This is a genomic window from Actibacterium mucosum KCTC 23349 (genome assembly GCF_000647975.1).
Taxonomy (GTDB): domain Bacteria; phylum Pseudomonadota; class Alphaproteobacteria; order Rhodobacterales; family Rhodobacteraceae; genus Actibacterium; species Actibacterium mucosum.
Map to the genome: position 1 here is coordinate 224,814 of NZ_JFKE01000004.1, position 22,210 is coordinate 247,023.

The window sequence follows — 22,210 nt, forward strand, 5'->3', positions numbered from 1 at the left end:
GGGCGACGGGCGCCGCCCCCAATTTTGGTTACTTGTAGCTGTCGATATTTTCAGCAGTGACCAGAACGGTGCCGCTGTCCGTGATCGACGGCACGTCTTTGCCGTTAAGATAGTCATGCACAAAGCCAACCGACTCGTAGCCCATGCGATAGAAGTCCTGCGTCATGGTTCCCCAGACCAGCCCCTCGCGGATCGCGCCCAGCGTGTCGTCGACATCGTCAATGGCCAGAACCGTAACCCCGGTCTTGCCGGTCTCGCGCATCACCTGCGCAGCGGCGGGGCCACAGGCCACTTCCAGACAGAACACGGCGTTCACTTCGGGATAGGTCAAAAAGACCGTGCCGGCCTTCTCGGCAGCCATGATCGCGTCCGAGTTGTTGGGCTCTTTCACGACAACTTCCATATCGGGATAGTTGGCGGCAATCGTCTCTTCAAACGCAGCCAACTGCGCAACCTGGTTGCCCATGTCCAGCGTGGTCATGAAAACCGCGATGCTGGCCTTTTCACCGGTCTGCTTGGCCAGGTGATGGGCGGCGTTGATGCCGTATTGCTGCTGATCGGTGCCGATATAGGCAATCCGCAGGTCCTCATCATCGGGCGCGTCCAGAATGGCGTTCACGATCGGAATGCCGGCTTCCTGGAACTTCTGGTAAATCGGACGGAACACCGACGGATTGGTCGGGCTGGTGATCACTGCATCGACCTTTTCGGCCAGCGCAATCTCCATCTGGTTAACCATCTCGGCCTCGGAAAACTCGGTCGGGCCCACCCAGCTGACGTCATAGCCCAGCTCGGCCCCGCGCTCCTGCGCGCCAATCCGTGCCGGCTGCAGAACCGGCAGGCCCACAATGCCCGACACGAAGACAATGCGCTTTTTGTCCTCGGCCTGCGCGGTTTCGGCCCCTGTCAGCGCCGCGGCGATCGCCAGTGCCAGAGCACCCGTTTTAATCAGTTTCATAATCTCTCCTCCCAGTTAGACGCTTTTGCGGCCGGTCTCCCCTCCGGCCGCACAAGCTTGGTCAAATATGAAACATATAGGACCATATATGAACTATGGCGGAGATCACGGGGCCATGTCAACGATTCACAAAGGAAAATCTCAGTCCTGGATCAGAAGATCGGGCGAGATGTCTGACAGGCTGCGGCAACCCGTCAAGGCCATGGCCACATCCAGCTCGTTGCGCAGCAATGTCAGCGCGTGTTCCAGCCCTGCGGGGCCCGCCGCGCCCATGCCATAAAGCGCCGCCCGCCCGATCAGGCAGGCATCCGCCCCGCGCGCCAGAAAACGAAAGATGTCGGCGCCGGTGCGAATGCCGCTATCGGCATAGACCTGCACCTGCCCGCCCACCTCGGCGGCGATGGCGGGCAGCGCGTCGATGGTGGCCTGACCACCATCCAACTGCCGGCCGCCATGGTTCGACACCACGATGCCCTGCGCGCCGTAATCAACGGCCAGACGTGCATCCTCGGGCGTCATGATCCCCTTGATCACAATCGGCCCGTCCCATGCGTCGCGGATCCAGCCGATGGCCTCAGGCGTCAACAGCGGTTCGAACTGCGTGGCCACCCATTTGGCCATGGACTGCGTGCCGGTGCCCTTGGGCAGGTAACCCGCGTAGTTGCCAAACCCCACACGCTTGGCCCGCAGCATGCGCAGCGCCCAGCCCGGTTTGGTCATCCCGTCCAGCACCGAGCGCCCCGTCAACCGCAGCGGCACCGACAACCCGTTCACCGCATCGCGATGCCGCAGCGCGTTCACAACCAGGTCCACCGTGATCACCAGCGTCGTGGCCCCCGACCGTTTGGCCATGTCCAGCAAGTAGCGGGTAAAATCGCGGTCTTTCATGATGTAGACCTGAAACCAATATGGCACGCCCGCGCCTTCGGCCAGATCATCGGCCGAGCAAATGGCCGAGGTCGAGTGGATGAACGGCAGCCCCTGCCGATGCGCCACTTTCAGCGCCTCAACCTCGCCATTGGGATGCACCAGCCCGGTCAACCCTGTGGGCGCCATCATCATCGGCGCGGGGACGTTCTGGCCCAGGATCGTGGTCGACAGGTCGCGGTTTGACACATCGCGCATCACCCGCTGTTTCAGGCGCAGCCGGTCCAGCGCCACGCGGTTTTCCGACAGGGTGCTTTCGGTATAGGATCCGCCATCGACATAGTCAAAAATGGCGCGCGGAATACGGCGCCGGGCGCGTTCGCGCAGCGCCACAATATCGGTCAGGCGCGGGTCCAGGCCCATCAGCCGATCCGGTCTTCAAGCGCGTCTATGGCCTTGGGGCCTAAATGCGGCGTCAGTTCCAGGAAATAGTCCACCGTTTCATCATATCCAAGGATCGCGAACTCTTCACGCTCGCGCCAGTCCTTGCGGCTGCCGATGCGGGTTGAACACGGTTCAAGCGCGGCGACATAGTTGCCTTTTTTGAAGAACTGCCATTCGCACATCGATGGCATTACCCGCGCATCCCACGCCAGCTCCAGCGCCAGCCCCGATTGCCCGCCGGGCACGGCCAGCGTGTCGTTGATCATCGCCGCGCGCGTGGTGCCGTCCGCCCCGGCGCGCATATGGTGGTCAAAGACCTGCTGCGTGCTGGGATGCAAAGGCGGCGCCATTTCAAACGCGCCCTTCTCGCCCTCGGCATCGGCGCGCAGGGTCCATCCGGTCTTGTCGATCTGCGCCCGCACCCGCGTGCCCGCATCTACCAGCGGCCAGCCCATGTTCACATGCCACAGATAGGCATGCGGCGTGGGGTCAAAGCCCAGATTGCGCACCGTGTCGTTATAGCGGATCGTGGCGGTGCCAACCTCAACCTCGATCCGGCGTTCCAGCACCAGGTTTTCCGCGAACACGGCGCCCTGCCGCACCTCGCCCGTGGCCCACAGAAACGCCCGGTCGCCGTCCCACCTTGTGCCGTAACCGGTCAGCGTGGCGGGCAGATAGGCGATGCGGCCATGCAGCCCATGGGTGATTGTCGGCTTGGGCGGGTGGTTGAAATGGCTGGCATCGTCCACCTCGGGCGCGTGGATATGGTCCAGCCCGCAGCTGTTCATCAACCCCGACATCGACCGCATCCAGCCAAAGCCATCCTCGGCCTCGATCTCGGTCAGCGCGGGGGATTTGAACCCGGCGGGCGAGTGCCAGCCGATGGGCACCCCGTGATAGCGCATGCCAGCCAGATCCATGGCGCGATCAACCATCACGTCAAATTCCAGCCCACCGCCGGTATTGAACCGCAGCACGCGGTTGCCGCGCTCAAGGCCATTGTCCAGCGTGGAAAGTTCCACACCAAAGACCTGCCGCAAATCGCCAACACGTTCTGCCAACTGGCGACGGTTCAGGGTTTGGCCAAGGATGTGCACCATGAGTTCGTTCCGTATTTGGATAGGGTCAGTTCAATTGCGAACCTTACGCGCCAAGGTCCAATCCGTAAACCCGTGCTGCATTGCCCCCCTGCACCGCGCGTTTCTGATCCTCGGTCAGACCCGCGATCAGGCTTTCGGCGGCCCCCACCACATCGGCATATTCCGCAGCCAACAGACAAACCGGCCAGTCCGAGCCAAAGATAACGCGATCCGGGCCAAACAGCGCCAGCACATGATCGGCATAGCGGCGCAGATCGTCCACCGACCAGCCGGTCCAGTCGGCCTCGGTCACCATGCCCGACAGCTTGCAATAGACATTCGGGCGCTTGGCGATCTCGGTGATACGGTCCAGCCAAGGCTCCATCGCGCCATCGGCAATCCGCGGCTTGGCGATATGGTCGACCACGAACGTCACATCCGGCAAGGCATCCACGCAGGTGATGCAGGCCGGCAGTTCGGGCTCTTTGGGCAGCAGATCCTGAACCAGGCCGGCGGCCCCGCAGGCGCGTACGCCCTCGATCACATCCGCGCGCGCCATCCAGCCCTTGTCATCCTCGTCATGCGCCTGATGGCGGATACCCTTCAGGAACGCCCCGCCCGGGCCCGCCTGCAACGCGGCAATGGTGTCGCCCACATTGGGGTCGGTCAGGTCCACCCAGCCAACCACGCCCTTCACAAACGGCACCTCGGCCGCGACACGCAGGAAATCGCGGGTTTCGTCCAGCGATGGGATGGTTTGTACCAAAACCGTGCCACCGATCCCGGCCTTGTCCAGCAAAGGCGCCATGTCGTCGGGACCGATGGGCCGGCGGATCGAGGCCAGTTCCTCCCCGCCCATCCAGTAATAGTCCCGTTCGTTCGGGTTCCAGAAATGGTGATGCGCGTCGATCTTCATGGCGTCCTCTTTTTGATCTTAAGCCGGGGTTGGCGCGTCGGCTGGCAACAGGCCCTCGGCCCGCAAATCCCCCCATAGCGCATCGGGAATATCTGTCTCAAACAGTTGAAGGTTCTCGGTAAATTCGTCTGCTGACCGCACGCCGGTCAGGATGGTCGGCACCGCCGGATGGGCCAGCGGGAACTGGATCGCGGCGGCCTTCAGCGGCACGTCATGCGCCTCGCACACGGCTTTGATCCGCAGCGCCTGGGCCAGAATATCCTCGGTCACGGGCATGTAGTTATAGGTGATGCCGGGGCGCGGATCGGCCAACAGGCCGGAATTGTAAACCCCACCCGCAATGATCGCGGTGCCCGCGTCCACGCATTTGGGCAGCAGCTCGGGCAGGCCTGTCTGATCCAGCAGCGTATAGCGCCCGGCCAACAGGAACGCGTCCCAATGGCCGTGATCCATGAAGTTCGACAGCATCTCCCACTGGTTCATGCCGGCCGACACGCCTTTGATCACGCCCTCTTCGCGCAGCTTGGCCAGTGCCGGATAGGCGCCTTTAACCGCCTCGTCAAAGTGATCATCGGGGTCGTGGATATGCAGCAGGTCCACGTAATCGGTGCCCAGCCGCGTCAGGCTTTCGTCTAGCGAGGTCATCACCCCGTCATAGGAATAGTCGCGCTGGGTCATCATGCCGGGCTTGGCCAGGTAAAACGACTTGCCGCCGTCAAACACCTCGGCGCCCGAGCGTTCGCCGGGGCGGATCAGGCGGCCCACCTTGGTGGAAATCACGAAATCGGACCGGTTGCGGCCCTGCAGCGCACGGCCCGCGCGCTCCTCGGCCAGGCCATAGCCATAGAACGGCGCGGTATCGATATAGTTGATTCCGGCATCCAGCGCGGCGGCAAAGGCGGCCTCGGCCTGGTCTTCGGGGATCTCGGCCAGAAGGTTGCCCAAAGGCGCGGTGCCAAGGGCCAGTTGGCTGACCTTCAGGCCGGTATTTCCAAGGGCAACGCGGGTGGCAGCATTTGGCATCATATCATCCTGTTGTAGGTCAAATCGCAGAAGGCACAGGGCAATCCATGCCCAACAGCCCCTCGGATTTCAACGATTCCCAAAGGGCGGCGGGGATCTCTATGCGAAAGTTCGTGTGGTTTTCCATCACCTCGGCGGCGCTGCGCACGCCGATCAGAACGCTGGCAATGGCCGGGTGGCCCAGCGGGAATTGCAGTGCGGCGGCCTTCAGCGGTACATTGTGATCGTTGCAGATCGCCTCGATCTTCAACGCTCGATCCACCAGCTCCGCCGCGGCGGGTTGATAGTTATAGGTCGCGTTGCCCCGCGGATCGGCCAACAGGCCCGAGTTGAACACCCCGCCCAGCGCAATCCGGCAGCCGGTTTCCATGCATTTCGGCAGGAACGACGCCAAGGCCGGTTGTTCCAGCAACGAATAGCGCCCCGCCAGCAGAACAATGTTGAAATCCACGTGGTCCAGAAAATCGCCCAGCATCTCCCATTGGTTCATGCCGGCGCCGATGGCCTTGACCACGCCCTGATCGCGCAGCTCCACCAACGCTTTGCAGGCCCCGTTTACCGCATCGTCAAAATGCAGGTCGGGGTCGTGGATATAGGCGATGTCGATGCGGTCCTGACCCAGGCGGATCAGCGATTCCTCGATCGACCGCATGGCGCCGTCATAGGAATAGTCGCTGACCAGCATCATATCCGGCTTGGCGTAATAAAACGGCTCACCATTGGGCTGCACCTCGTCGGGCGCGGTGCGTTTGCCCGGGCGCACAAGGCGGCCCACTTTCGACGACAACGTGAACGCCGCACGGTCATGGGTACGCAGCCCTGCACCGATCCGCTCCTCGGCCAGGCCATAGCCGTAAAACGGCGCGGTATCGTAGTAGCGAATACCCAAATCCCACGCTGTTTCAATGGCTTCTGCGGCGCTTTTCGTGCTGACCTCGGACAGCAGGTTGCCAAAGGGCGTGCTGCCAAGGCCCAGCCGCGTCACCGTCACGCCGGTGCTGCCAATGGCCACCTTTTCGTTCGGATCGGCCATGGTTCAGGCGCTTTCCTTATAGTCCGAAGACGAGGTCACGATGGCATCCATGATGCGCGGGCTCATCTCGTCGTAATTGCGCGTATTGGGCAAATCGGCGACCACGGCCATCTCGTTCATCACGATCAGACGGTCGGCGACGGCCACGATCTCGGGCATGTCGGAACTGATCACCAGAACGGTCACGCCCGTGTCGGCCACTTCCCAGATCAGCTTGTGCAGATAGCCCTTGGTGCGGATGTCCACACCGACTGTCGGCTCGTCAATGATCAGGATCTCGGTCTGCGCAGCCAGCCATTTGGCGACCGAGACCTTTTGCTGGTTGCCACCCGACAGGTTGCCCAAGCGCTGGCGCAGCGACGGGGTTTTCACCTCCAACCGGTCCACATAGCTGCCCACGGCGGCGCGTTGCATGGCATCGCTGACGAACCCGCCCAGACGCGCGATCTTGTGCCAGATGGTCACGCCGATGTTTTCGGCCACCGAATGCGCCAGGATCAGGCCGTCACCTTTGCGGTCTTCGCTGACATAGCCCATGCGGTACTTGCGCAGGGCCGTCTGTACGTTCGGGATCTTTGCCTCGACCCCGTCGATCAGCACCTGACCGCCCGACATCTTGTCCGCCCCGATCAGCGCGCGCGCCAGTTCCGACCGCCCGGCCCCCACAAGGCCATAAAACCCCAGCACTTCACCCTTACGAGCGGTGAAATTGATGTCTTTATGGCCCGCCACGGTGGACACGTCTTTCAGTTCCAGCTTGACCGGCGCATCCACCTCGGCGCGGTGACCCAGATCCGACAGCGCGTTTTCACGGCCCACCATATGGGCCACTACGCGGTCGCGGTTCAGCTCTTCGATCGGCACGCTGGCGCAGGCATTGCGCCCGTCGCGCAGCACGGTCACCCGGTCGCAAATCTCGAACACCTCTTCCAGCTTGTGACTGACAAAAAGGATCGCAACGCCCTTTTCCTTCAGCTTGCGCAGGAAGGTGAACAGCACCTGAACCTCGTGATCGGTGATACTGGCGGTGGGCTCGTCCAACAGCAGGATCTTGCTTTCCAGCGACAGCGCACGGGCAATTTCCAACAGCTGCATCTGCGCCACCGACAAACGGTGCACCGGCAGGTCGGGGTCAATGTCCAGATCCAGCTCGGCCAGCCAATGCTGCGCTTGCCTGCGCATTTCGGGGTAATCCACCTGCCCCGCGCGGGTTGGCGTGGCCTCCAGCATGATGTTCTCGGCCACCGAGAACCGCGGGATCAGGTTGCGTTCCTGGTGCACCGCGCCGATGCCCGCGCCCATGGCGTCATGGGGTGACTTGAACACGGTCGGCTGCCCGTCGACATAAACCGTGCCCTCGGTCGGTTCATGCACGCCGGTGATGATCTTGATCAGCGTCGACTTGCCGGCACCGTTTTCACCCAACAGGGCGTGAATCTCGCCCGGACGCAATTCCAGATGCGCATCGTCCAGTGCCAGAACACCCGGAAACCGTTTGGTGGCGTGTTCGATCTTGATGGCGGGGGTGCTCATGCCTGGCCCTCCTGCAGCTTATAGGCGGCCTCGGCCCGCAGGCTGCGCCAATGGTTAAAGCCAACGGCCAACAGGATCAGCGCGCCCACGAAGAACTCGTTATATTGCGGATCAACGCCGTAAAGGACCAACAGGTTCTCGATCAGGATGATCACCAGCACACCCAGAATGGTGCCGATTACCGGGATATGCCCGCCCAGCAGGATCGCCCCGCCGATCACCGGCGCCGCGAACGAGGCCAGCAGCCAGTCGCCGCCAATGGTGGGCTGCCCCACCCCCAGACGCGCCACCGACAACATGCCCGCGATCCCGGCCAACGCGCCCGAGATCGCATGCGCCATGATCGTCACCCGGTTGACCGAGATGCCCGCCAGACCCGCCGCGTGGGCATTGCCGCCCACCGCCAAAATCTGCCGCCCGGCCAGGCTGTATTTCAGAAACCACGCCAGCGCGACAACGCAGATCACCGGCACGATCAGGATCATCGCAAACGGGCCCACGCGCGCCTCGCCAAACCATTGCAGCGCCTGCGGCATTTCATAAAACGGGATCGATTTGGTTACGCCCAGGTTCAGACCCTTGAAAATCGACAGCGTCGCCAGCGTCACGATAAAGCCGTTGATGCCCGAATAGGCGATCACCGCCCCGTTCAGCACCCCGGCCGCCAGCCCGCACAGCAACCCGATGCCGATGGCCACCGGAATGGGCAGGCCCCAGACCTCCATCATGCCGCCAAAGAACACCGCGACCATGCCGCCGATGGCCCCCACAGCCAGGTTCATCTGGCCAATGCCGATCACGATCGCCTGCGCGAAGGCCACGATCAACAGCGGCGCAAGGCTGCGCGTCAGGATCGCCTGGTTGTCAAAGTTCAGAAAGCGCGGGGTGATGATCGTCATGATCGCCATCATGATCAGCGCCACGATCAGCAGCGACGACCATTCCGCCGCCAGAAAACGTTGTGTAAGTGATTGCTTTTTCATTGTTCTAGTTCCCGCGGCGCGCCGAGATCACCTCGCGCAGCCTGTCCAAGGAAACGGTGGCCAGCAGGGTCAGGCCCAGCACGAACTCCACCCAGAAATCCGGCACCCCGATCAGCACCAGCCCGTTTTGCAGAATGCCCACCAGCATCGCGCCCAGAAACGCGCCCAGCACCGACACATAGCCGCCCGCCAGCAACGTGCCGCCCAAAAGCGGCGCCAGGAACGAGGCCAGCAGCCAGTCTTCGCCCGTCGACAGCAACGCCGATCCCTGCCGCGCCGTGAACATCACACCCGCAAGTGCGGCCAGAAAGCCCGACAGCCCGTGCGCAATCAAGATCGCGCGGTTGACCGGAATACCCGACAGCTCGGCCGCATCCGCGTTGGCGCCAGTGGCCAGCATCTGGCGGCCCAGCGTGGTGAATTTGTACATCACGCCCAGCACAACGCCCGTCACGGCCGTGATCAACAACATCCCGGACACCCAGCCGAAATAGCGGGTCTTCGAAATGCCGGTAAACTCGCGCGGCAGGTCGCTGATCGGCCCGGCGCGGAACACGATCAGCACCGCGCCCAGAAACATCGATGCCGTCGCCAGCGTGATAATAAAGGAATGCAGCTTGGTCTTGACGATCAGCCAGCCGTTGATCAGCCCCAGAAACGTGCCAACGGCCAAGCCGCAGCCCACCGCCACGGGCACCGGCAAGGCGGCAACCTTCATAACCCAGCCCATGATCATAACCGACGCCAACGCCGTTGATCCCAGCGCAAGGTTCATGTGACCCAGAGCCAGAACAACCATCATGCCAAAGCCAACCACAGCCGCAACGCTCAGGTTGCGCGTCAGGTTGAACAGGTTGAATTTACCAGTGAAACCATCGGCCCAGTTCACGAAGACAAAGATCAAAAGGCCCACGACCAAGGCCAGTCCGGCCGATTTCGCAAGGCGCGAGAGCATGTCTTTGAACGCGGCACCCCGCCGATCGGGCGGGGACATGTCCGTTTCCAGTTGGGTGGCTGTCATTTTTGACATTCCTGCAGAATTAAGTGGTGCGAAGCCCCGAACGGGGAGAACAAGGAGCCGGGGCTTCGCGGATCATGGCGTTAGCTTGCGCAGTCGAGGAATTTCTCGTCGAACGTGGCCATAATCTCGTCAGTGACCGCCTTCATTTCAGCTTCCCAGTTACCGATATTGTCTTTGGTAACCAGCATGGTGCCGCTGTCGATGAAGGTTTCGTGCTGCGGGGTCGGCGTGAACGGGGCGTCTGCCTTGATCGAGCAGCCGTTCAGCAGTTTGTCCAGCGCATAGGTGGCGATATAGGCCTGACCATGCGGGTTCTGCAGCATCGTGCCCTGGATCACGCCATCACGGATGGCATCCAGAACGATCTTGTCGTGGTCGATCGCGATGAACTTCAGGTCTTCGTTGTTCGAGGCGCGCAGCGCTTTCGAGGTCACAACCGAAGCCACCCATGCGGTCGATACCAGGCCGTCAAACTCGTGGGCTTTACCAGCCAGCAGAGCGTTGATTTTCTGGTCGGCCTTTTCCTGGTCGTCCACGTCGGTCAGGTGCTGGTACAGCTCGACCTTTTTGCCATCAGCCTGAGCGTCGGCAATCGCCTGCTCAACCGCGGCAACACGCAGCTGGGTGTTCGGGTCGATCAGCAGCGAGGTTTCGTGCACGATCTTGCCTTCGTCACCCATCGCCTCGATCAGGGCCATCGTGCCCATATAGGCCGATTTGTACACGTCGGTGGCCAGGCAGAATTCTACCGGGCTGGGCGACTGTGTGCAGCCGGCGATCGATACGGTCGGTGCGCCAAAGTCCTTCAGCTCGGACACCATGGCGTTGGTGCCGTTTGCATCGCCGGGGAATACGGCGAATGCGTTGTAGCCCTGGCTGACCAGGCTTTCCAGCATCTTGTTCTGCATGTCGAGCTTCCACTCTTGCGGAACACGATAGTCAGATGCAGCCACGCCAAAGTCGGAAACGGCATCCACACCGCCACCTTCCCAGTTGGCAAAGAACGGGTGCGGGCCACCGGGGACCAGTGCCACTTTGGTTTCAGCCGTTGCAGCCGTTGTGAAGCCCGCCACAGCGGCCAGGGCCATTACACTCAGTTTCGTCATTTTCATGCTTTCCTCCCAAGAAAACGCAGGGGCGACCCCTCCGTCGCCTGTCATTAACGGTAGGGAAGTCAGGTTGTTGGACAAAGGCCAATCCGAACTGCCTTCCGAAATCCGCGGTTAAACATGCGAACACGGCGTTTGCGGGGTGTTACGTGTTTGCATGATGACAACGTGTTCACTATATAACCTCAAACGGACCATTCCGGGCCGCCACGACGGCGTGTCAGCTCGCGCGCGCCGGCCCGCAGCACCTTTTCCAGCTCGGCGATTCGGGTGTCGGTATAGCGGCTGACCGGGCCCGACAGGGCGATGGTGGACCGCACGGTACCGTCGGCCTCGAACACCGGGGCAGCGACGCAGCGCAGGCCCGCCATCAGTTCCTCGTTGTCATAGGCCACCCCGTGCGAGCGGATCGAGATCAGCTCCTGCCGCAAGGTCTGCGGCTCGACAATGGTGTGGGCGGTTTTGCTTTTCATTGTGCCCGCCAGATAGCGCTGGATCTCGCGGATGTCCTGAAAGGCCAGCATCGCCTTGCCACCGGCTGTTGTATAAAGCTCGGCCCGTTCGCCGACGGCGAAATCAACCGTCACCACCTGTTTGCCCCTTTCCCGCAAGGTGATCACGGAATAGTCGCCATCCAGCACGGAATAGTGGCAGCCCTCGGTGGTTTCGCGGGCAATCTGGCGCATCACGTCGCGCACCGTCTCGATCTCGCGGTCTTCCTGCAGGATATGCCGGGCCAGCGAGACCACCTTGTAGCTAAGCGAAAAGCGGCGATTGGCCGGGTCCAGTTGGACGTACCCGGCCTCGTTCAGCGTCATCAAAAGACGATAGCACGTGGCGCGATCAAACCCGGTGCCCCCGGCAACGTCGCTGGCCGAAACATCCGCTTCGCTTTCGGCCACATATTCCAACACGTTGAACGCTTTCAACGCCGTGGTTGCAATTTTAACAGACATGCGCGGACCTGACCGATTAGTGAATTACTGGATCACATAGTAATCCGGCCTTTCACATCCGCGCAAGCCCGCGTGTCACATGATGCGCCGTCTTTGCGTCAAAAGCATCGCCACGATGATGGCGCCGAACAGGATCTGCCGCCACGCCGGGTCGATCTGGAACACCGACAGGACCGAGGTCAGCAGCGTCACGAACAGCGTGCCCGCCACCGTGCCCGCATAGCTGCCCCGCCCGCCAAGGATCGACGTGCCCCCGATCACCACCGCCGCAATCGCTGGCAGCAGATACGGGTCACCCATCGACTGATACGCCTGGTTGGCATAGCCCGCCAACAGCAACCCACCCAGCGCCGAACTGAACCCCGCCAGCGCGAAGGCCGCAAAGATCACCCGCGTGGTATTCACACCCGACAGAAAGCTGGCCTTTTCCGAATTGCCGATGGCAAACAGCGCCCGCCCGAACGTGGTACGCCGGAACAGCCACAAGACCCCCGCCCCATAGGCCAGCCACAGCAGCGCCGCGTTGGGTATGCCCAACGTTGTCTTGGTGGCCACCGCGATCATCAGCCCCGACGCCTCGCCCTTGGGGTTGAACCCGCCGGTGTTGATCACCGCCAGTCCCAGCAGCATCGCGTTCACCGACAATGTCCAGACCATCGCCGGGATGCGGAACACCGCCACGCCGACGCCGTTGATCACGCCAACCAGCAGGCCAAAGCCCAACCCCGCCGGGATCGCCAGAACCTCCAGCGCCGTGTGGCCGCTGGCCGCCATCGCGGTGGAGATTATCGCCGCCCCGCCCAGCGTCCACGGGATCGACAGGTCGATCTGGCCCAGCAGGATCACCACCATCGCACCGGTCGCGATCACGCCCAGAAAGGCGGCAATCTGCACCTGTTGCAGCAGATAGGTGGCGGTCAGGAACTTTGGAAAGAACAGCGCGCCGAATCCGATCAGCAGCACACAGCCGATCAGCGGGATCAGGGGATCGGCATGGCGTTTGGCAAACCCCATCATCGCTCCAACACCTCCAGCTTGTTGCGCAATCGGAACACATCCGCGCCGCCCAGCGCGATGGCAATGGCCAGGATCAGGCCCTCAAAGAACGGCTGCGCCAGCGGCGGCAGCCCGGAAAAGAACATCAATGCCGAGATCGTGCGCAGGATGAACGCCCCCACAACCGCGCCCAGCAACGTGCCCGCGCCCCCGCGCAGCAACACGCCCCCCAACACCACAGCGGCCAGCGAGTTCAGCGTATAGCTGGGCCCGATATTGGCATCGCCCGAAAAGGTGACATAGCCCACGAAACTGCCCGCAAGCCCCGCAAACAGCCCCGCCGCCGCATAGGCCGTCAGGCGCGTGGCATCCACGCGTACGCCAGATTGCACCGCCCCGGCCTCGTTTGACCCGATGGCATACATCGCCACGCCCAGCCCGGTGCGCCGGAACGGGATGTGGATCGCCAACAGGATACCGCCCAGCAGGATCAGCGCCGTGGGCACCCCCGCCACGTCATAGGTCATCGCATCGGCCAGCGTGGCGTCGATATCGCCCCCCGGTGTTGGTCGCAGCAACAGCGCGATACCGGTAAAGACCGAGCCCGTCGCCAGCGTCGCCACAATCGGCTGGATGCGGCCATAGACGATGATCGCCCCGTTGATCAGCCCACACCCCGTCGCCACCGCCAGCACCAGGATCGAGCCACCCGCCACCTCGCCCCCCGATCCGGTCACCACGTGGCTGGCCAGCGTGTTCGACAGCGCCATCACCGCCCCCACCGACAGATCCAGCCCGCGCACCACCACCGCAAAGAACTGCGCCATCGCCACCAGCGCCAGAACCGTGGCCTGGTTGGCCCAGATCGTCAGCACATAGGTCGACACGCCGCGCGGATGGGTGGACAGATAGGCCACAAAGGCCAGCAGGAAAAACGCGATGGCCAAAACCTCGCGCCGGTTGTTTTTCAGGTAATCACGCAGCATCGGCCACCCCCATGGACGCGGCCACCACCGCCTCGGGCGTCAGGGCGTCGCCCGACAGGCTGCGCGCGATCTGCCCGTTGTAAAACACCAGCACCCGGTCGCACAGGTTCACCAGCTCGTCGTAATCGGTCGACAACAGCACCACCGCCATCCCCTGCGCCGACAACCGCCGCATCAGGCGGTAAATCTGCGCCTTGGTCTTCACGTCGATCCCCCGCGTGGGGTCCAGCAACAGCAGGCAATCCGGCGCCAGAGCCAGCCATTTGATCAACGCCACCTTCTGCTGGTTGCCGCCCGACAAGCTGCTGACCGGCGCGTCCAGCCCGGCGAATTTCAGTTCCAGCTCAGCAATCAGCGCGTCATAGGCGGCCGGATCAATACCATTGCCGCGCCCGATCAAACCGCCGCGAAACCGGCTCAGCGCCGAAAGCTGCAGGTTCTCGCCAATGCTCATATTCGGGATCAGCCCTTCGGTCTTGCGATCCTCGGGCACAAAGGCAATACCGGCAGACGCCGCATCGCGGGGCGAGGTGATGCTGCGCGGCACCCCGTTCACCTCGATCCGGCCCTGAACGCCTTTCATGATGCCAAACAGCGCCTGCAGGAACTTACCCTGCCCCTGCCCGTCCAGCCCGCCGATGCCGACAATCTCGCCATGGCGCGCGGTCAGGTTGATGTCTTCGAACCCGCCCGGCAGGCGCAGCCCCTCGACCTTCAACACCTCGTCGCCGATATCGCCTGCGTTGCGCGGCGGGAACAGCTCGTCCATCGGCTGACCAATCATCAGGTCGATGATCTGCGCCTGGCTGCGGCTGCCGGCGGCAAAGCTGTCGATATGCTGGCCCGAGCGGAACACCGACACACGGTCGGCTATTGCCTCAACCTCGTGAAACCGGTGGCTGATGAACAGGATCGCCACGCCCTGCGCCTTCAATTCGCGCAGCACGTCGAACACCTTGTCCACAATGGTACTGGTCAGGGCCGAGGTCGCCTCGTCCAAAATCAGCAGTTTCGGCGCCCGCATCAGCGCCTTCACGATCTCGACCTGCTGGCGTTCGCCAAGGGTCAGCGCCTCGATCCGCGCGCCCAGCGCGATCGCTTCGCCGCCGATCCGGTCCAGCAGTTTGCGCGCCCGCGCCAGCCGTCCGCGGGGCAAAAAGCCCCACCCGGTGCCCGGTGCCCCCAAAAGGATGTTTTCACCCACGCTCAGATCCGCAGCCAGCGACAATTCCTGAAACATGCACACAATGCCCGCCGCCTGCGCCGCGCGCGGGCTGGGCAAGGTGACGGGCGTGCCGTTCAGTTCGATCACGCCTTCGGTGGGTTGGATCACCCCCGACATCAGCTTCATCAATGTGGATTTTCCGGCCCCGTTTTCACCCAGAACCGCGTGGATCTGCCCCGGCTCGCAGGCAAAATCCACGCCCGTCAACGCCTTGGTCGCGCCATAGAGTTTCGACACGCCCTTCATGGCGACAAATGCGCTCATCTTGCCCTGTCCCGTTAAAATCAGCGCGCGCGGATGCCCCCGCGCGCGCCGATAGTTGGCTTACTGGTTGTCGGGCGACTGGCCCATCAGCTCTTCAGGGGTGAACACCTCGAAGCATTCGGGATAGCCAACACCCAGGTTGAAGGATTTCGGCAGGCTGGTGAACATGTTCTCGCCATCAACAAAATCCGCGGTCACGGCTGTCGGGATCGGCAGATGCACCGATTGCGGCAGCTCGTTGCCTTCCAGCAGCGCAACAGCGGCTTCCAAAGCCACCGCCGACATGGCCGGCGCATATACGGCAGACACGCCCGGAATACCGTGTTCCTTCATCAGCAGGCGCACGCCGTTTTCGCCGTCACCCCCGATCGGGATGGTCGGGTGACCGGCGGCCAGCAGCGCGTTGATGGTGCCGGCGGTGCCGTGCTGGCTGATCACGCCGTCAAACTCGCCATGGGTGGCCAGCGCGTCGGCCACAACCTTCTGGCTGGTGCCGGTGTCCCAGTTGCCCACCACGGTCACGATCTCAACGCCCAGCGGCTCCAACGCGTTATGCACAGCGATCGAGCGGTCACGGTCGGTCGAGTTGCCCGGCAGCCCGCGCACTTCGAGGATCTTCTTGGGCTCTTTGCCCGCCGCCTTCAGCGCGTCCAGAACCCCGTCAACCTTGGCCCCTTCCAGTGCGAATTGGCTTTCGTTCACCTGCACAACCTGATCGGTGTCCAGGATATTGTCGAACGGCACCAGAACCGTACCGGCGCGTTTTGCGCGGCTGATCACGCCTTTGAACGCGGTCGGGTTCACAGCGATGAAGGTGATCCCGTCATAGCCTGCAGCGATGAAGTTATCGATGGCGGCGATCTGCGCGGTGGCGTCATTGCCAACCGAGACCACTTTGAACTCTTCGATCTTGCCCGCATTTTCGGGGCGCGCGGCCCAGGCTTTGGCCGATTGGATTGCCTGAACGCGCCAGTCATTGCCGGCAAATCCGTTCACAAAAGCCAGCTTATAAGGGCCGTCCTTGGCGTCGTATTGAATGGTCGATGTGCCAGGCTCGGGCGCAAAGCATTCGGGCCGATAGGTCTCGGCCGATACAGCCTGCGTCAGCCCACCCAGGGCCAGAAGCGCTGTTCCCAGCGCCGTTGTGATCTTGAACATGTCGTCCTCCCTAAACCGTCAAGATGAGTTTATGTACTTGTAATCACTCAGAAATAAGGCAGCCCCTGCACACCCATATAGACGCCCCACATCGACCGCGTGGCGGTGATGTAAAGCCGGTTGCGCTTGGGTCCGCCGAAACAGACATTCGATACGGTCTCGTTGACCAGAACCTTGCCGATCAGCGCGCCATCCGGGGTGATGCAATGCACCCCATCCGCGGCCGAGGCCCAGATATTGCCCTGCACATCAAGCCGGAACCCGTCATAAAGCCCCGCGTCGCAGACCGAGAACACCTCGCCCCCGCTCAGCTTGCCATTGGCCACGTCAAAGCGGCGGATATGGCGCGGGCCGTCGGGCACATGCGTGGCGCCGGTGTCCGAGACATAAAGGCTGCTTTCGTCGGCCGAAAAGGCCAGCCCGTTGGGTTTGACGAAGTCGTCGCAGGCAACCTCGACCGCGCCGGTTTGCGGGTCGATCCGGTACAGGTGGCTGCCACCGATCTCGCTGATCGCGTGGTCGCCCTCGTACTCGCCATCGATGCCATAGGTCGGGTCGGTGAACCACACCGCGCCGTCGGATGACACCACCACGTCGTTGGGCGAGTTCAGCCGCTTGCCGTCAAAATGGCTGGCCAGAACGGTGATCTGCCCGTCATATTCCGTGCGCGTGACCTGCCGGCCGGAATGCTCGCAGCTGATCAGCCGCCCCTGCCGGTCGCGGGTCTGACCGTTGGAATTGCGCGATGGTGACCGCCAGACCGATGTGGAATTGTCGGTCTCGTCAAACCGGATGATCCGGTTGTTCGGAATATCCGAGAACAGCAAGTACCGCCCGTCGCCGAAATACACCGGCCCCTCGGTCCAGCGCCCGCCATCCCACAGCTTTTCCATGTGGCAATTGGCCAGGCACAGCGCCCGAAACGCCGGATCGCGCACCTCCAGATGCGGACCGTACATATTGGCCATATGGTCCATCCTGCCCTCCCAAACCGATGGAGGCGTCGGGCCTTGCGGGCCCGGAATCGCCTAGTCAATTCAGGTTATAGTATTGTAGGACAAATTGGAAAGAGTTTTTAACTCGGACCCCTTAGCGTATTGATCCCCGATCCGCAGTATGCTGTGGCACAAGGGCCCGCACCAGTGCCTTCATGTCCAGAACGCCAACATCGTCGCCGTCGCGCTGCACCAGATAGCGGCGCGTCGTGTCGCCTTCGGACAGCTCGATCAGGTTTTCCAGTGTATCATCGGCATCAACCACACCGGCAAAGTCGGCATAGCCGTTCACCGGCTTCATCACCGAGCGGACGCGCAAAACCCGCGCGCGGTTAATGTCCGATACAAAATCCTCGATATACGGGTCATTGGGGTTCAGCAGGATATGCTGCGGCTCGCCCTGCTGCACCACATACCCGTCTTTCAGGATCACCAGGTGATCGGCCAGTTTCAGCGCCTCGTCCAGGTCATGAGTGATAAAGATGATGGTCTTGTGCAGATCCTTCTGAAGCTCCAGCAGCAGATCCTGCATGTCGGACCGGATCAGCGGGTCAAGGGCCGAAAACGCCTCGTCCATCAGCATGATGTCGCTGTCCGAGGCCAGCGCCCGCGCCAGCCCCACACGTTGCTGCATACCGCCCGACAATTGATGCGGATAGCTGTCTTCGAACCCGGCCAGACCGACGCGCTCCAACCATTTCTGCGCGGCCTTCTCGATGGCCTCGGCCTCTTCCCCGCGAATGCGCGGCGACATCCCGGCATTCTGCAAAACCGTGCGATGCGGCAGCAGGGCGAATTTCTGAAATACCATCGACATGCGGCGCTGGCGCATCTCGCGCAGCTGCGCGGCGTCGTAATCCAGCACGTTTTCACCGTCGATCAGCACTTTGCCCGCCGTCGGGTCGATCAGGCGGTTGATATGGCGGATCAGCGTCGACTTGCCCGACCCTGACAGCCCCATGATCACCGTCACCTCGCCTGCGCGCATGTCCACATTGATGTCCTGCAGGCCCAGCACATGGCCGTGCTCGTCCAGCAGCGTCGCCTTGTCCATCCCGTCGGCCACATGCTGCATGGCGGTGTCGGGGTTATCACCGAAGATCTTATAAAGACCCTGAATCGAGACCTTGATATCGCTCATTTCCGGGCCCTCCTTAATGCGACTGCGTGGTGTTGATGCGGGCCAGCGATGCCTTGGTCACCCGGTCCAGGATGATGGCCAGCAACACGATGGCAAAGCCCGAGACCAGACCCACGCCCAGTTCCAGCTCGCGAATGCCCTGCAAGACCAGCACGCCCAGCCCCGGCGCTGATACCAGCGAGGCAATCACCACCATTGCAAGGCTCATCATGATGGTCTGGTTGACGCCCGCCATGATGTTGGGCAGCGCCAGCGGGATTTGCACGCCCAGCAGTTTCTGCCGCGCGGTCATGCCAAAGGCATCGGCGGCCTCGATCACGTCGCGATCCACCAGGCGAATGCCCAGATTGGTCAGACGCACAACCGGCACAACGGCGTAAAGGATGATCGCAATGCCATAAAGCTTCGATTCCGTCACGCTGAACAGATAGATCAGCGGGATCAGGTAGACGAATGTCGGCAGCGTTTGCAGCATATCCAGAACCGGCACAAGGATCCGCTGCAACGTGTTGGATCGCGCCATCAGGATGCCGATGGGCACGCCCAGCAACACCGATATCGCCGTACAGACAAAGATAATCGAAAGCGTTTGGATGGCCGGTACATAGAGGTCAACGAATGACAGGAACAAGAACGACACAGCCACAAAGCCGACCAACCGCCCCGACCGCGTGACGGCCCAAACCAGCAACAGCAGCAACGGGATCAGAACATACCAAGGCAGCGCCTGGAACAAGGCCAATGAGCCGTCCAGCGCCCAGCTGAGCGGTTCAGTCAGCGGGTCCAGCACGGCCTTGAGCGGGTTCTTGATGTCGATAAACGCCTGCTCCACCCCGTCCGTCATATCGCGCGCGCGCGGGATCGGCGGGCAAGCCTTGTTCAGCGTATCCAGCGAGGGAAACGGAATGTCCCAGGCCGAGGTCTCTTTCTCTGCACCGGCCCGTGCCAGCAACTCTGCCATGGTGACCGGGCCGTCATTGGCCTCTGAACTGCACCATTCCTCAAGACCCAGCGCGTTCAGCGCGCTTTCGTAATTCGCCATTTGTTCCCCGATTTCATTTTTCTTGCGTCCGGACGGATATGAAAAGGGCGCCTCATTGGGCGCCCTCTCAAATTTCAGTGGATTACAGCAGCGCCGCCAGCTTGGCCTTGGCCTCATCGCTCAGCCAATCGGCCCACACATCGGGATAATTGGTCAGGAAGAACACCGCCGCCTCTTCGTTGGTGGCGTTGTTGGCGTCTTTCCATGCCAGGATTTCGCCCATCTGAGTGTTGGTGAAGGCCACGTTGCCCATCAGCTCGGCCAATTCGGGGTAACGGTCGGCAAAGTCGGTGGTCACGATGGTCTTAACCGGACCAATCGGAAAGGCCGACGGCTCGGTCGCGGTGCAATCGCCATCGGCGGCACACAGGAAAGCCTCTTCGTTATACGGCACGCCGAAATCAACGGCGACCATCGGGTATTTGCCCAGGATCGCCGTCGGCGCCCAGTAGTAACCCAGCCACGGCTCTTCGTTCTCAAACGCAGCCGCGATCGAGGCCGCCAGCGTTTCACCCGACCCGTGCTGGAAGATCTCGAAACCCGCATCTGGCAGGCCAAACAGGTTGGCCAGATCGCCATTGGTGTTCTTGCAGGCCCAGCCTTCGGGGCAATTGTGGAACCGACCACCCAGCAGGTCTTTGTTGGCCAGAACACCTTCCATCGTGGCCAGTTCGGGATGCGCGTCCACCAGGTATTTCGGCACCCACCAGCCCTCAACGCCGCCATCCGACAAAACGTCAGCCACGGTTGTGATCTTGCCCGCATCCGACAGCTCGCCATAAGCCGGGGCGCCATTGGTCCACAGCTCGGTCACAATGTCGGGCGTGCCGGTTTCGGCCACCGAAACCAGTGCCGGAACGGTCGACGACGGCACCGTTGCCACGGTGCAGCCATAGCCCTGCTCCATCAGGAACTTGGCGACCGAGGTGACCACGGCGCTGGAGGCCCAGTTCATCTCGGTAATCGAAACTTCGCCGCAATCCGCATGCGCGGCCCCTGCGACGGAAAATGTTGTTAATACGGCTGCGGCTATCGCGGTTTTCTTGATCATCGTTTTCCCTTGTTGGATTTGATCTGGGGCCCGGGCTGCTAGGCCGGCCTCCGGTCTACGGGGCGCTAAGGGCGCCTGCGTATTCGATTACTCGATCATGGCGACCAGCATAGAGACCGCCCTCCCAAAGGTCAAATGTACGAGGCGTGATATCGCCGCACAATTGTTGGGCAAATGTCGCTATAACGCGACATCCATGCACAGACTTATCTTCCGAACTTCGTCGCACTTGGTTTCGCGACCAAAATCCGTATTCAAAAGGGTGTTACCGTTCGCGGGTTTACCACGGGATTCCATGTTCACCACCAGTGCCCTAAACTCTGTGCTTCCAGCACCGCAGGCATCTGCATGCGTGGCCTGTCCTGTTGCCGCTCTAATTCACTGTTTTCCTGGATTCTCCATATGAAAGTCTTTCTGACCGGTGGCGCCGGTTACATCGGCTCACACATCCTGACCGAACTTTTGGCCGAAGGGCACGAGGCCTGCCTGTTCGACAATTTCTCGAACGCGTCGCCCGCCGCGCCCGCTCGCGTGCGCCGCATCACAAATCGCGACTTTGAAGTGGTCGAGGGCGATATCCGCGATGGTGCCGCCCTGACCGACGCCATGACCCAATTCGCACCCGACGTGGTGATCCACCTGGCGGGTCTCAAGGCGGTGGGGGAATCCACCGCCAAACCCCTGATGTATTACGAGAACAACGTGCAGGGCTCGGTCGCGTTGTTGCACGCGATGGAGGCCGCGGGCTGCCAGCGCATCGTGTTCTCGTCCTCGGCCACGGTGTATGGCGTGCCGAAATACCTGCCTTTCGACGAGGCGCACCCGCTGGCGCCCACCAACCCCTATGGCCGGTCAAAGCTGATGATCGAAGAGATGATCGGCGACTGGTGCGCGGCGCGGCCTGACGCCAGCGCCGTTTTGCTGCGGTATTTCAACCCGGTGGGCGCCCATGCCTCGGGTCAGATCGGCGAGGATCCCAACGACATCCCCAACAACCTGATGCCGTTCATTGCGCAGGTCGCAGTGGGCCGGCGCGATGCGCTGCAGGTGTTTGGCACCGATTACGACACCCGCGACGGTTCGGGCGAGCGCGACTATATCCACGTGGTCGACCTGGCGCGCGCGCATCTGGCCGCCCTGCCCTATTGCATGGAAAACACCGGTTGCGAGCCGATCAATGTGGGCACCGGCGGCGGGGTGACCGTGCTGGAGATGGTGGCCGCGTTTCAGGCCGCCTCGGGCAGAGATATCCCGTGGAACGCCGTGGGACGGCGCGCCGGCGACGTCGCGATCAGCCTTGCCGATGCCACCAAGGCGGCAAAACTGCTGAACTGGACGGCTCAATACGACGTGAACGCCATGTGCGCCGATACCTGGGCTTGGCAATCCGCCAACCCGCAAGGCTATGAAGAAAGCTGACCGGTTTCGGG

20 protein-coding genes are annotated in these 22,210 nt (G+C 62.0%); 1 reads left to right on the forward strand and 19 read right to left on the reverse strand.

What is annotated here, in order from left to right; all coding sequences use genetic code 11:
• Positions 1-28: 28 nt before the first annotated feature.
• From ACMU_RS10325 to ACMU_RS10415, 19 genes are all read right to left on the reverse strand, one after another.
• Complete coding sequence (locus tag ACMU_RS10325) at positions 29-958, reverse strand: sugar ABC transporter substrate-binding protein (RefSeq protein ID WP_035259255.1); 930 nt, start codon at positions 956-958, stop codon at positions 29-31.
• Between the two features lie 141 nt (positions 959-1,099).
• Positions 1,100-2,248 (reverse strand): alpha-hydroxy acid oxidase, encoded by a 1,149-nt coding sequence (locus ACMU_RS10330; protein WP_035259257.1) that lies wholly within the window; start codon positions 2,246-2,248, stop codon positions 1,100-1,102.
• On the reverse strand, positions 2,248-3,369 hold the full coding sequence (locus ACMU_RS10335; RefSeq protein WP_051588256.1) for an aldose 1-epimerase family protein: 1,122 nt from the start codon (positions 3,367-3,369) through the stop codon (positions 2,248-2,250). Before ACMU_RS10335 ends, ACMU_RS10330 begins: the two co-directional genes overlap by 1 nt.
• Before the next feature lie 43 nt (positions 3,370-3,412).
• A complete protein-coding gene (locus tag ACMU_RS10340) occupies positions 3,413-4,264 on the reverse strand; it encodes an amidohydrolase family protein (protein ID WP_035259259.1) in 852 nt (283 codons plus the stop codon).
• 18 nt (positions 4,265-4,282) lie between these two features.
• The gene (locus ACMU_RS10345) at positions 4,283-5,287 is read right to left on the reverse strand and encodes an aldo/keto reductase (protein ID WP_035259748.1); all 1,005 of its coding nucleotides are present in this window, start codon (positions 5,285-5,287) and stop codon (positions 4,283-4,285) included.
• Positions 5,288-5,306: 19 nt separating this feature from the next.
• Positions 5,307-6,320 (reverse strand): aldo/keto reductase, encoded by a 1,014-nt coding sequence (locus ACMU_RS10350; RefSeq protein ID WP_035259260.1) that lies wholly within the window; start codon positions 6,318-6,320, stop codon positions 5,307-5,309.
• 3 nt (positions 6,321-6,323) lie between these two features.
• The gene (locus ACMU_RS10355; RefSeq protein WP_051588257.1) at positions 6,324-7,853 is read right to left on the reverse strand and encodes a sugar ABC transporter ATP-binding protein; all 1,530 of its coding nucleotides are present in this window, start codon (positions 7,851-7,853) and stop codon (positions 6,324-6,326) included.
• Entirely contained in the window at positions 7,850-8,836 is a 987-nt protein-coding gene (locus tag ACMU_RS10360) for an ABC transporter permease (RefSeq protein WP_035259262.1), read from the reverse strand. The genes ACMU_RS10355 and ACMU_RS10360 overlap by 4 nt, the downstream gene beginning before the upstream one ends.
• A 4-nt stretch (positions 8,837-8,840) precedes the next feature.
• Positions 8,841-9,857 (reverse strand): ABC transporter permease, encoded by a 1,017-nt coding sequence (locus ACMU_RS10365; protein ID WP_051588258.1) that lies wholly within the window; start codon positions 9,855-9,857, stop codon positions 8,841-8,843.
• A gap of 80 nt (positions 9,858-9,937) precedes the next feature.
• Positions 9,938-10,969, reverse strand: coding sequence for a sugar ABC transporter substrate-binding protein (locus tag ACMU_RS10370; RefSeq protein ID WP_035259265.1), 1,032 nt, complete (start codon positions 10,967-10,969; stop codon positions 9,938-9,940).
• Positions 10,970-11,151: 182 nt separating this feature from the next.
• Positions 11,152-11,922, reverse strand: a complete 771-nt coding sequence (locus tag ACMU_RS10375) for an IclR family transcriptional regulator (RefSeq protein WP_035259266.1) — start codon at positions 11,920-11,922, stop codon at positions 11,152-11,154.
• Between the two features lie 75 nt (positions 11,923-11,997).
• Positions 11,998-12,936, reverse strand: coding sequence for an ABC transporter permease (locus ACMU_RS10380; RefSeq protein ID WP_201769882.1), 939 nt, complete (start codon positions 12,934-12,936; stop codon positions 11,998-12,000).
• The gene (locus ACMU_RS10385; protein WP_035259270.1) at positions 12,936-13,904 is read right to left on the reverse strand and encodes an ABC transporter permease; all 969 of its coding nucleotides are present in this window, start codon (positions 13,902-13,904) and stop codon (positions 12,936-12,938) included. Before ACMU_RS10385 ends, ACMU_RS10380 begins: the two co-directional genes overlap by 1 nt.
• The gene (locus tag ACMU_RS10390) at positions 13,894-15,393 is read right to left on the reverse strand and encodes a sugar ABC transporter ATP-binding protein (protein WP_035259272.1); all 1,500 of its coding nucleotides are present in this window, start codon (positions 15,391-15,393) and stop codon (positions 13,894-13,896) included. The genes ACMU_RS10385 and ACMU_RS10390 overlap by 11 nt, the downstream gene beginning before the upstream one ends.
• Positions 15,394-15,453: 60 nt before the next feature.
• Positions 15,454-16,551: a substrate-binding domain-containing protein gene (locus ACMU_RS10395; protein WP_035259275.1), complete on the reverse strand. Its 1,098-nt coding sequence runs from the start codon at positions 16,549-16,551 to the stop codon at positions 15,454-15,456.
• Between the two features lie 47 nt (positions 16,552-16,598).
• Entirely contained in the window at positions 16,599-17,528 is a 930-nt protein-coding gene (locus ACMU_RS10400; protein ID WP_236626237.1) for an SMP-30/gluconolactonase/LRE family protein, read from the reverse strand.
• A gap of 112 nt (positions 17,529-17,640) precedes the next feature.
• Complete coding sequence (locus ACMU_RS10405; RefSeq protein ID WP_035259276.1) at positions 17,641-18,687, reverse strand: quaternary amine ABC transporter ATP-binding protein; 1,047 nt, start codon at positions 18,685-18,687, stop codon at positions 17,641-17,643.
• Between the two features lie 13 nt (positions 18,688-18,700).
• Positions 18,701-19,729 carry an ABC transporter permease gene (locus ACMU_RS10410; RefSeq protein ID WP_035259279.1) on the reverse strand — a complete coding sequence of 343 codons (1,029 nt, stop codon included), beginning with the start codon at positions 19,727-19,729 and terminating at the stop codon, positions 18,701-18,703.
• Between the two features lie 82 nt (positions 19,730-19,811).
• Positions 19,812-20,780, reverse strand: a complete 969-nt coding sequence (locus ACMU_RS10415; RefSeq protein ID WP_035259282.1) for an ABC transporter substrate-binding protein — start codon at positions 20,778-20,780, stop codon at positions 19,812-19,814.
• A gap of 402 nt (positions 20,781-21,182) precedes the next feature.
• Here ACMU_RS10415 and galE point away from each other — a divergent pair, with 402 nt between their 5' ends.
• Positions 21,183-22,199: a UDP-glucose 4-epimerase GalE gene (galE, locus tag ACMU_RS10420; RefSeq protein WP_035259284.1), complete on the forward strand. Its 1,017-nt coding sequence runs from the start codon at positions 21,183-21,185 to the stop codon at positions 22,197-22,199.
• The last annotated feature ends 11 nt before the right edge of the window (positions 22,200-22,210 follow it).

Excerpts from the sequence above, each read along its gene's own strand:
- ACMU_RS10350 (WP_035259260.1), bottom strand. The coding sequence starts at position 6,320 with ATGGCCGATCCGAACGAAAAGGTGGCCATTGGCAGCACCGGCGTGACG.
- ACMU_RS10330 (WP_035259257.1), bottom strand. The coding sequence starts at position 2,248 with ATGGGCCTGGACCCGCGCCTGACCGATATTGTGGCGCTGCGCGAACGC.
- ACMU_RS10335 (WP_051588256.1), bottom strand. The coding sequence starts at position 3,369 with ATGGTGCACATCCTTGGCCAAACCCTGAACCGTCGCCAGTTGGCAGAA.
- ACMU_RS10345 (WP_035259748.1), bottom strand. The coding sequence starts at position 5,287 with ATGCCAAATGCTGCCACCCGCGTTGCCCTTGGAAATACCGGCCTGAAG.
- ACMU_RS10415 (WP_035259282.1), bottom strand. The coding sequence starts at position 20,780 with ATGATCAAGAAAACCGCGATAGCCGCAGCCGTATTAACAACATTTTCC.
- ACMU_RS10340 (WP_035259259.1), bottom strand. The coding sequence starts at position 4,264 with ATGAAGATCGACGCGCATCACCATTTCTGGAACCCGAACGAACGGGAC.
- ACMU_RS10325 (WP_035259255.1), bottom strand. The coding sequence starts at position 958 with ATGAAACTGATTAAAACGGGTGCTCTGGCACTGGCGATCGCCGCGGCG.
- ACMU_RS10410 (WP_035259279.1), bottom strand. The coding sequence starts at position 19,729 with ATGGCGAATTACGAAAGCGCGCTGAACGCGCTGGGTCTTGAGGAATGG.
- ACMU_RS10385 (WP_035259270.1), bottom strand. The coding sequence starts at position 13,904 with ATGCTGCGTGATTACCTGAAAAACAACCGGCGCGAGGTTTTGGCCATC.
- ACMU_RS10380 (WP_201769882.1), bottom strand. The coding sequence starts at position 12,936 with ATGGGGTTTGCCAAACGCCATGCCGATCCCCTGATCCCGCTGATCGGC.
- ACMU_RS10355 (WP_051588257.1), bottom strand. The coding sequence starts at position 7,853 with ATGAGCACCCCCGCCATCAAGATCGAACACGCCACCAAACGGTTTCCG.
- ACMU_RS10365 (WP_051588258.1), bottom strand. The coding sequence starts at position 9,857 with ATGACAGCCACCCAACTGGAAACGGACATGTCCCCGCCCGATCGGCGG.
- ACMU_RS10390 (WP_035259272.1), bottom strand. The coding sequence starts at position 15,393 with ATGAGCGCATTTGTCGCCATGAAGGGCGTGTCGAAACTCTATGGCGCG.
- galE (WP_035259284.1), top strand. The coding sequence starts at position 21,183 with ATGAAAGTCTTTCTGACCGGTGGCGCCGGTTACATCGGCTCACACATC.
- ACMU_RS10375 (WP_035259266.1), bottom strand. The coding sequence starts at position 11,922 with ATGTCTGTTAAAATTGCAACCACGGCGTTGAAAGCGTTCAACGTGTTG.
- ACMU_RS10370 (WP_035259265.1), bottom strand. The coding sequence starts at position 10,969 with ATGAAAATGACGAAACTGAGTGTAATGGCCCTGGCCGCTGTGGCGGGC.
- ACMU_RS10405 (WP_035259276.1), bottom strand. The coding sequence starts at position 18,687 with ATGAGCGATATCAAGGTCTCGATTCAGGGTCTTTATAAGATCTTCGGT.
- ACMU_RS10395 (WP_035259275.1), bottom strand. The coding sequence starts at position 16,551 with ATGTTCAAGATCACAACGGCGCTGGGAACAGCGCTTCTGGCCCTGGGT.
- ACMU_RS10400 (WP_236626237.1), bottom strand. The coding sequence starts at position 17,528 with ATGGACCATATGGCCAATATGTACGGTCCGCATCTGGAGGTGCGCGAT.
- ACMU_RS10360 (WP_035259262.1), bottom strand. The coding sequence starts at position 8,836 with ATGAAAAAGCAATCACTTACACAACGTTTTCTGGCGGCGGAATGGTCG.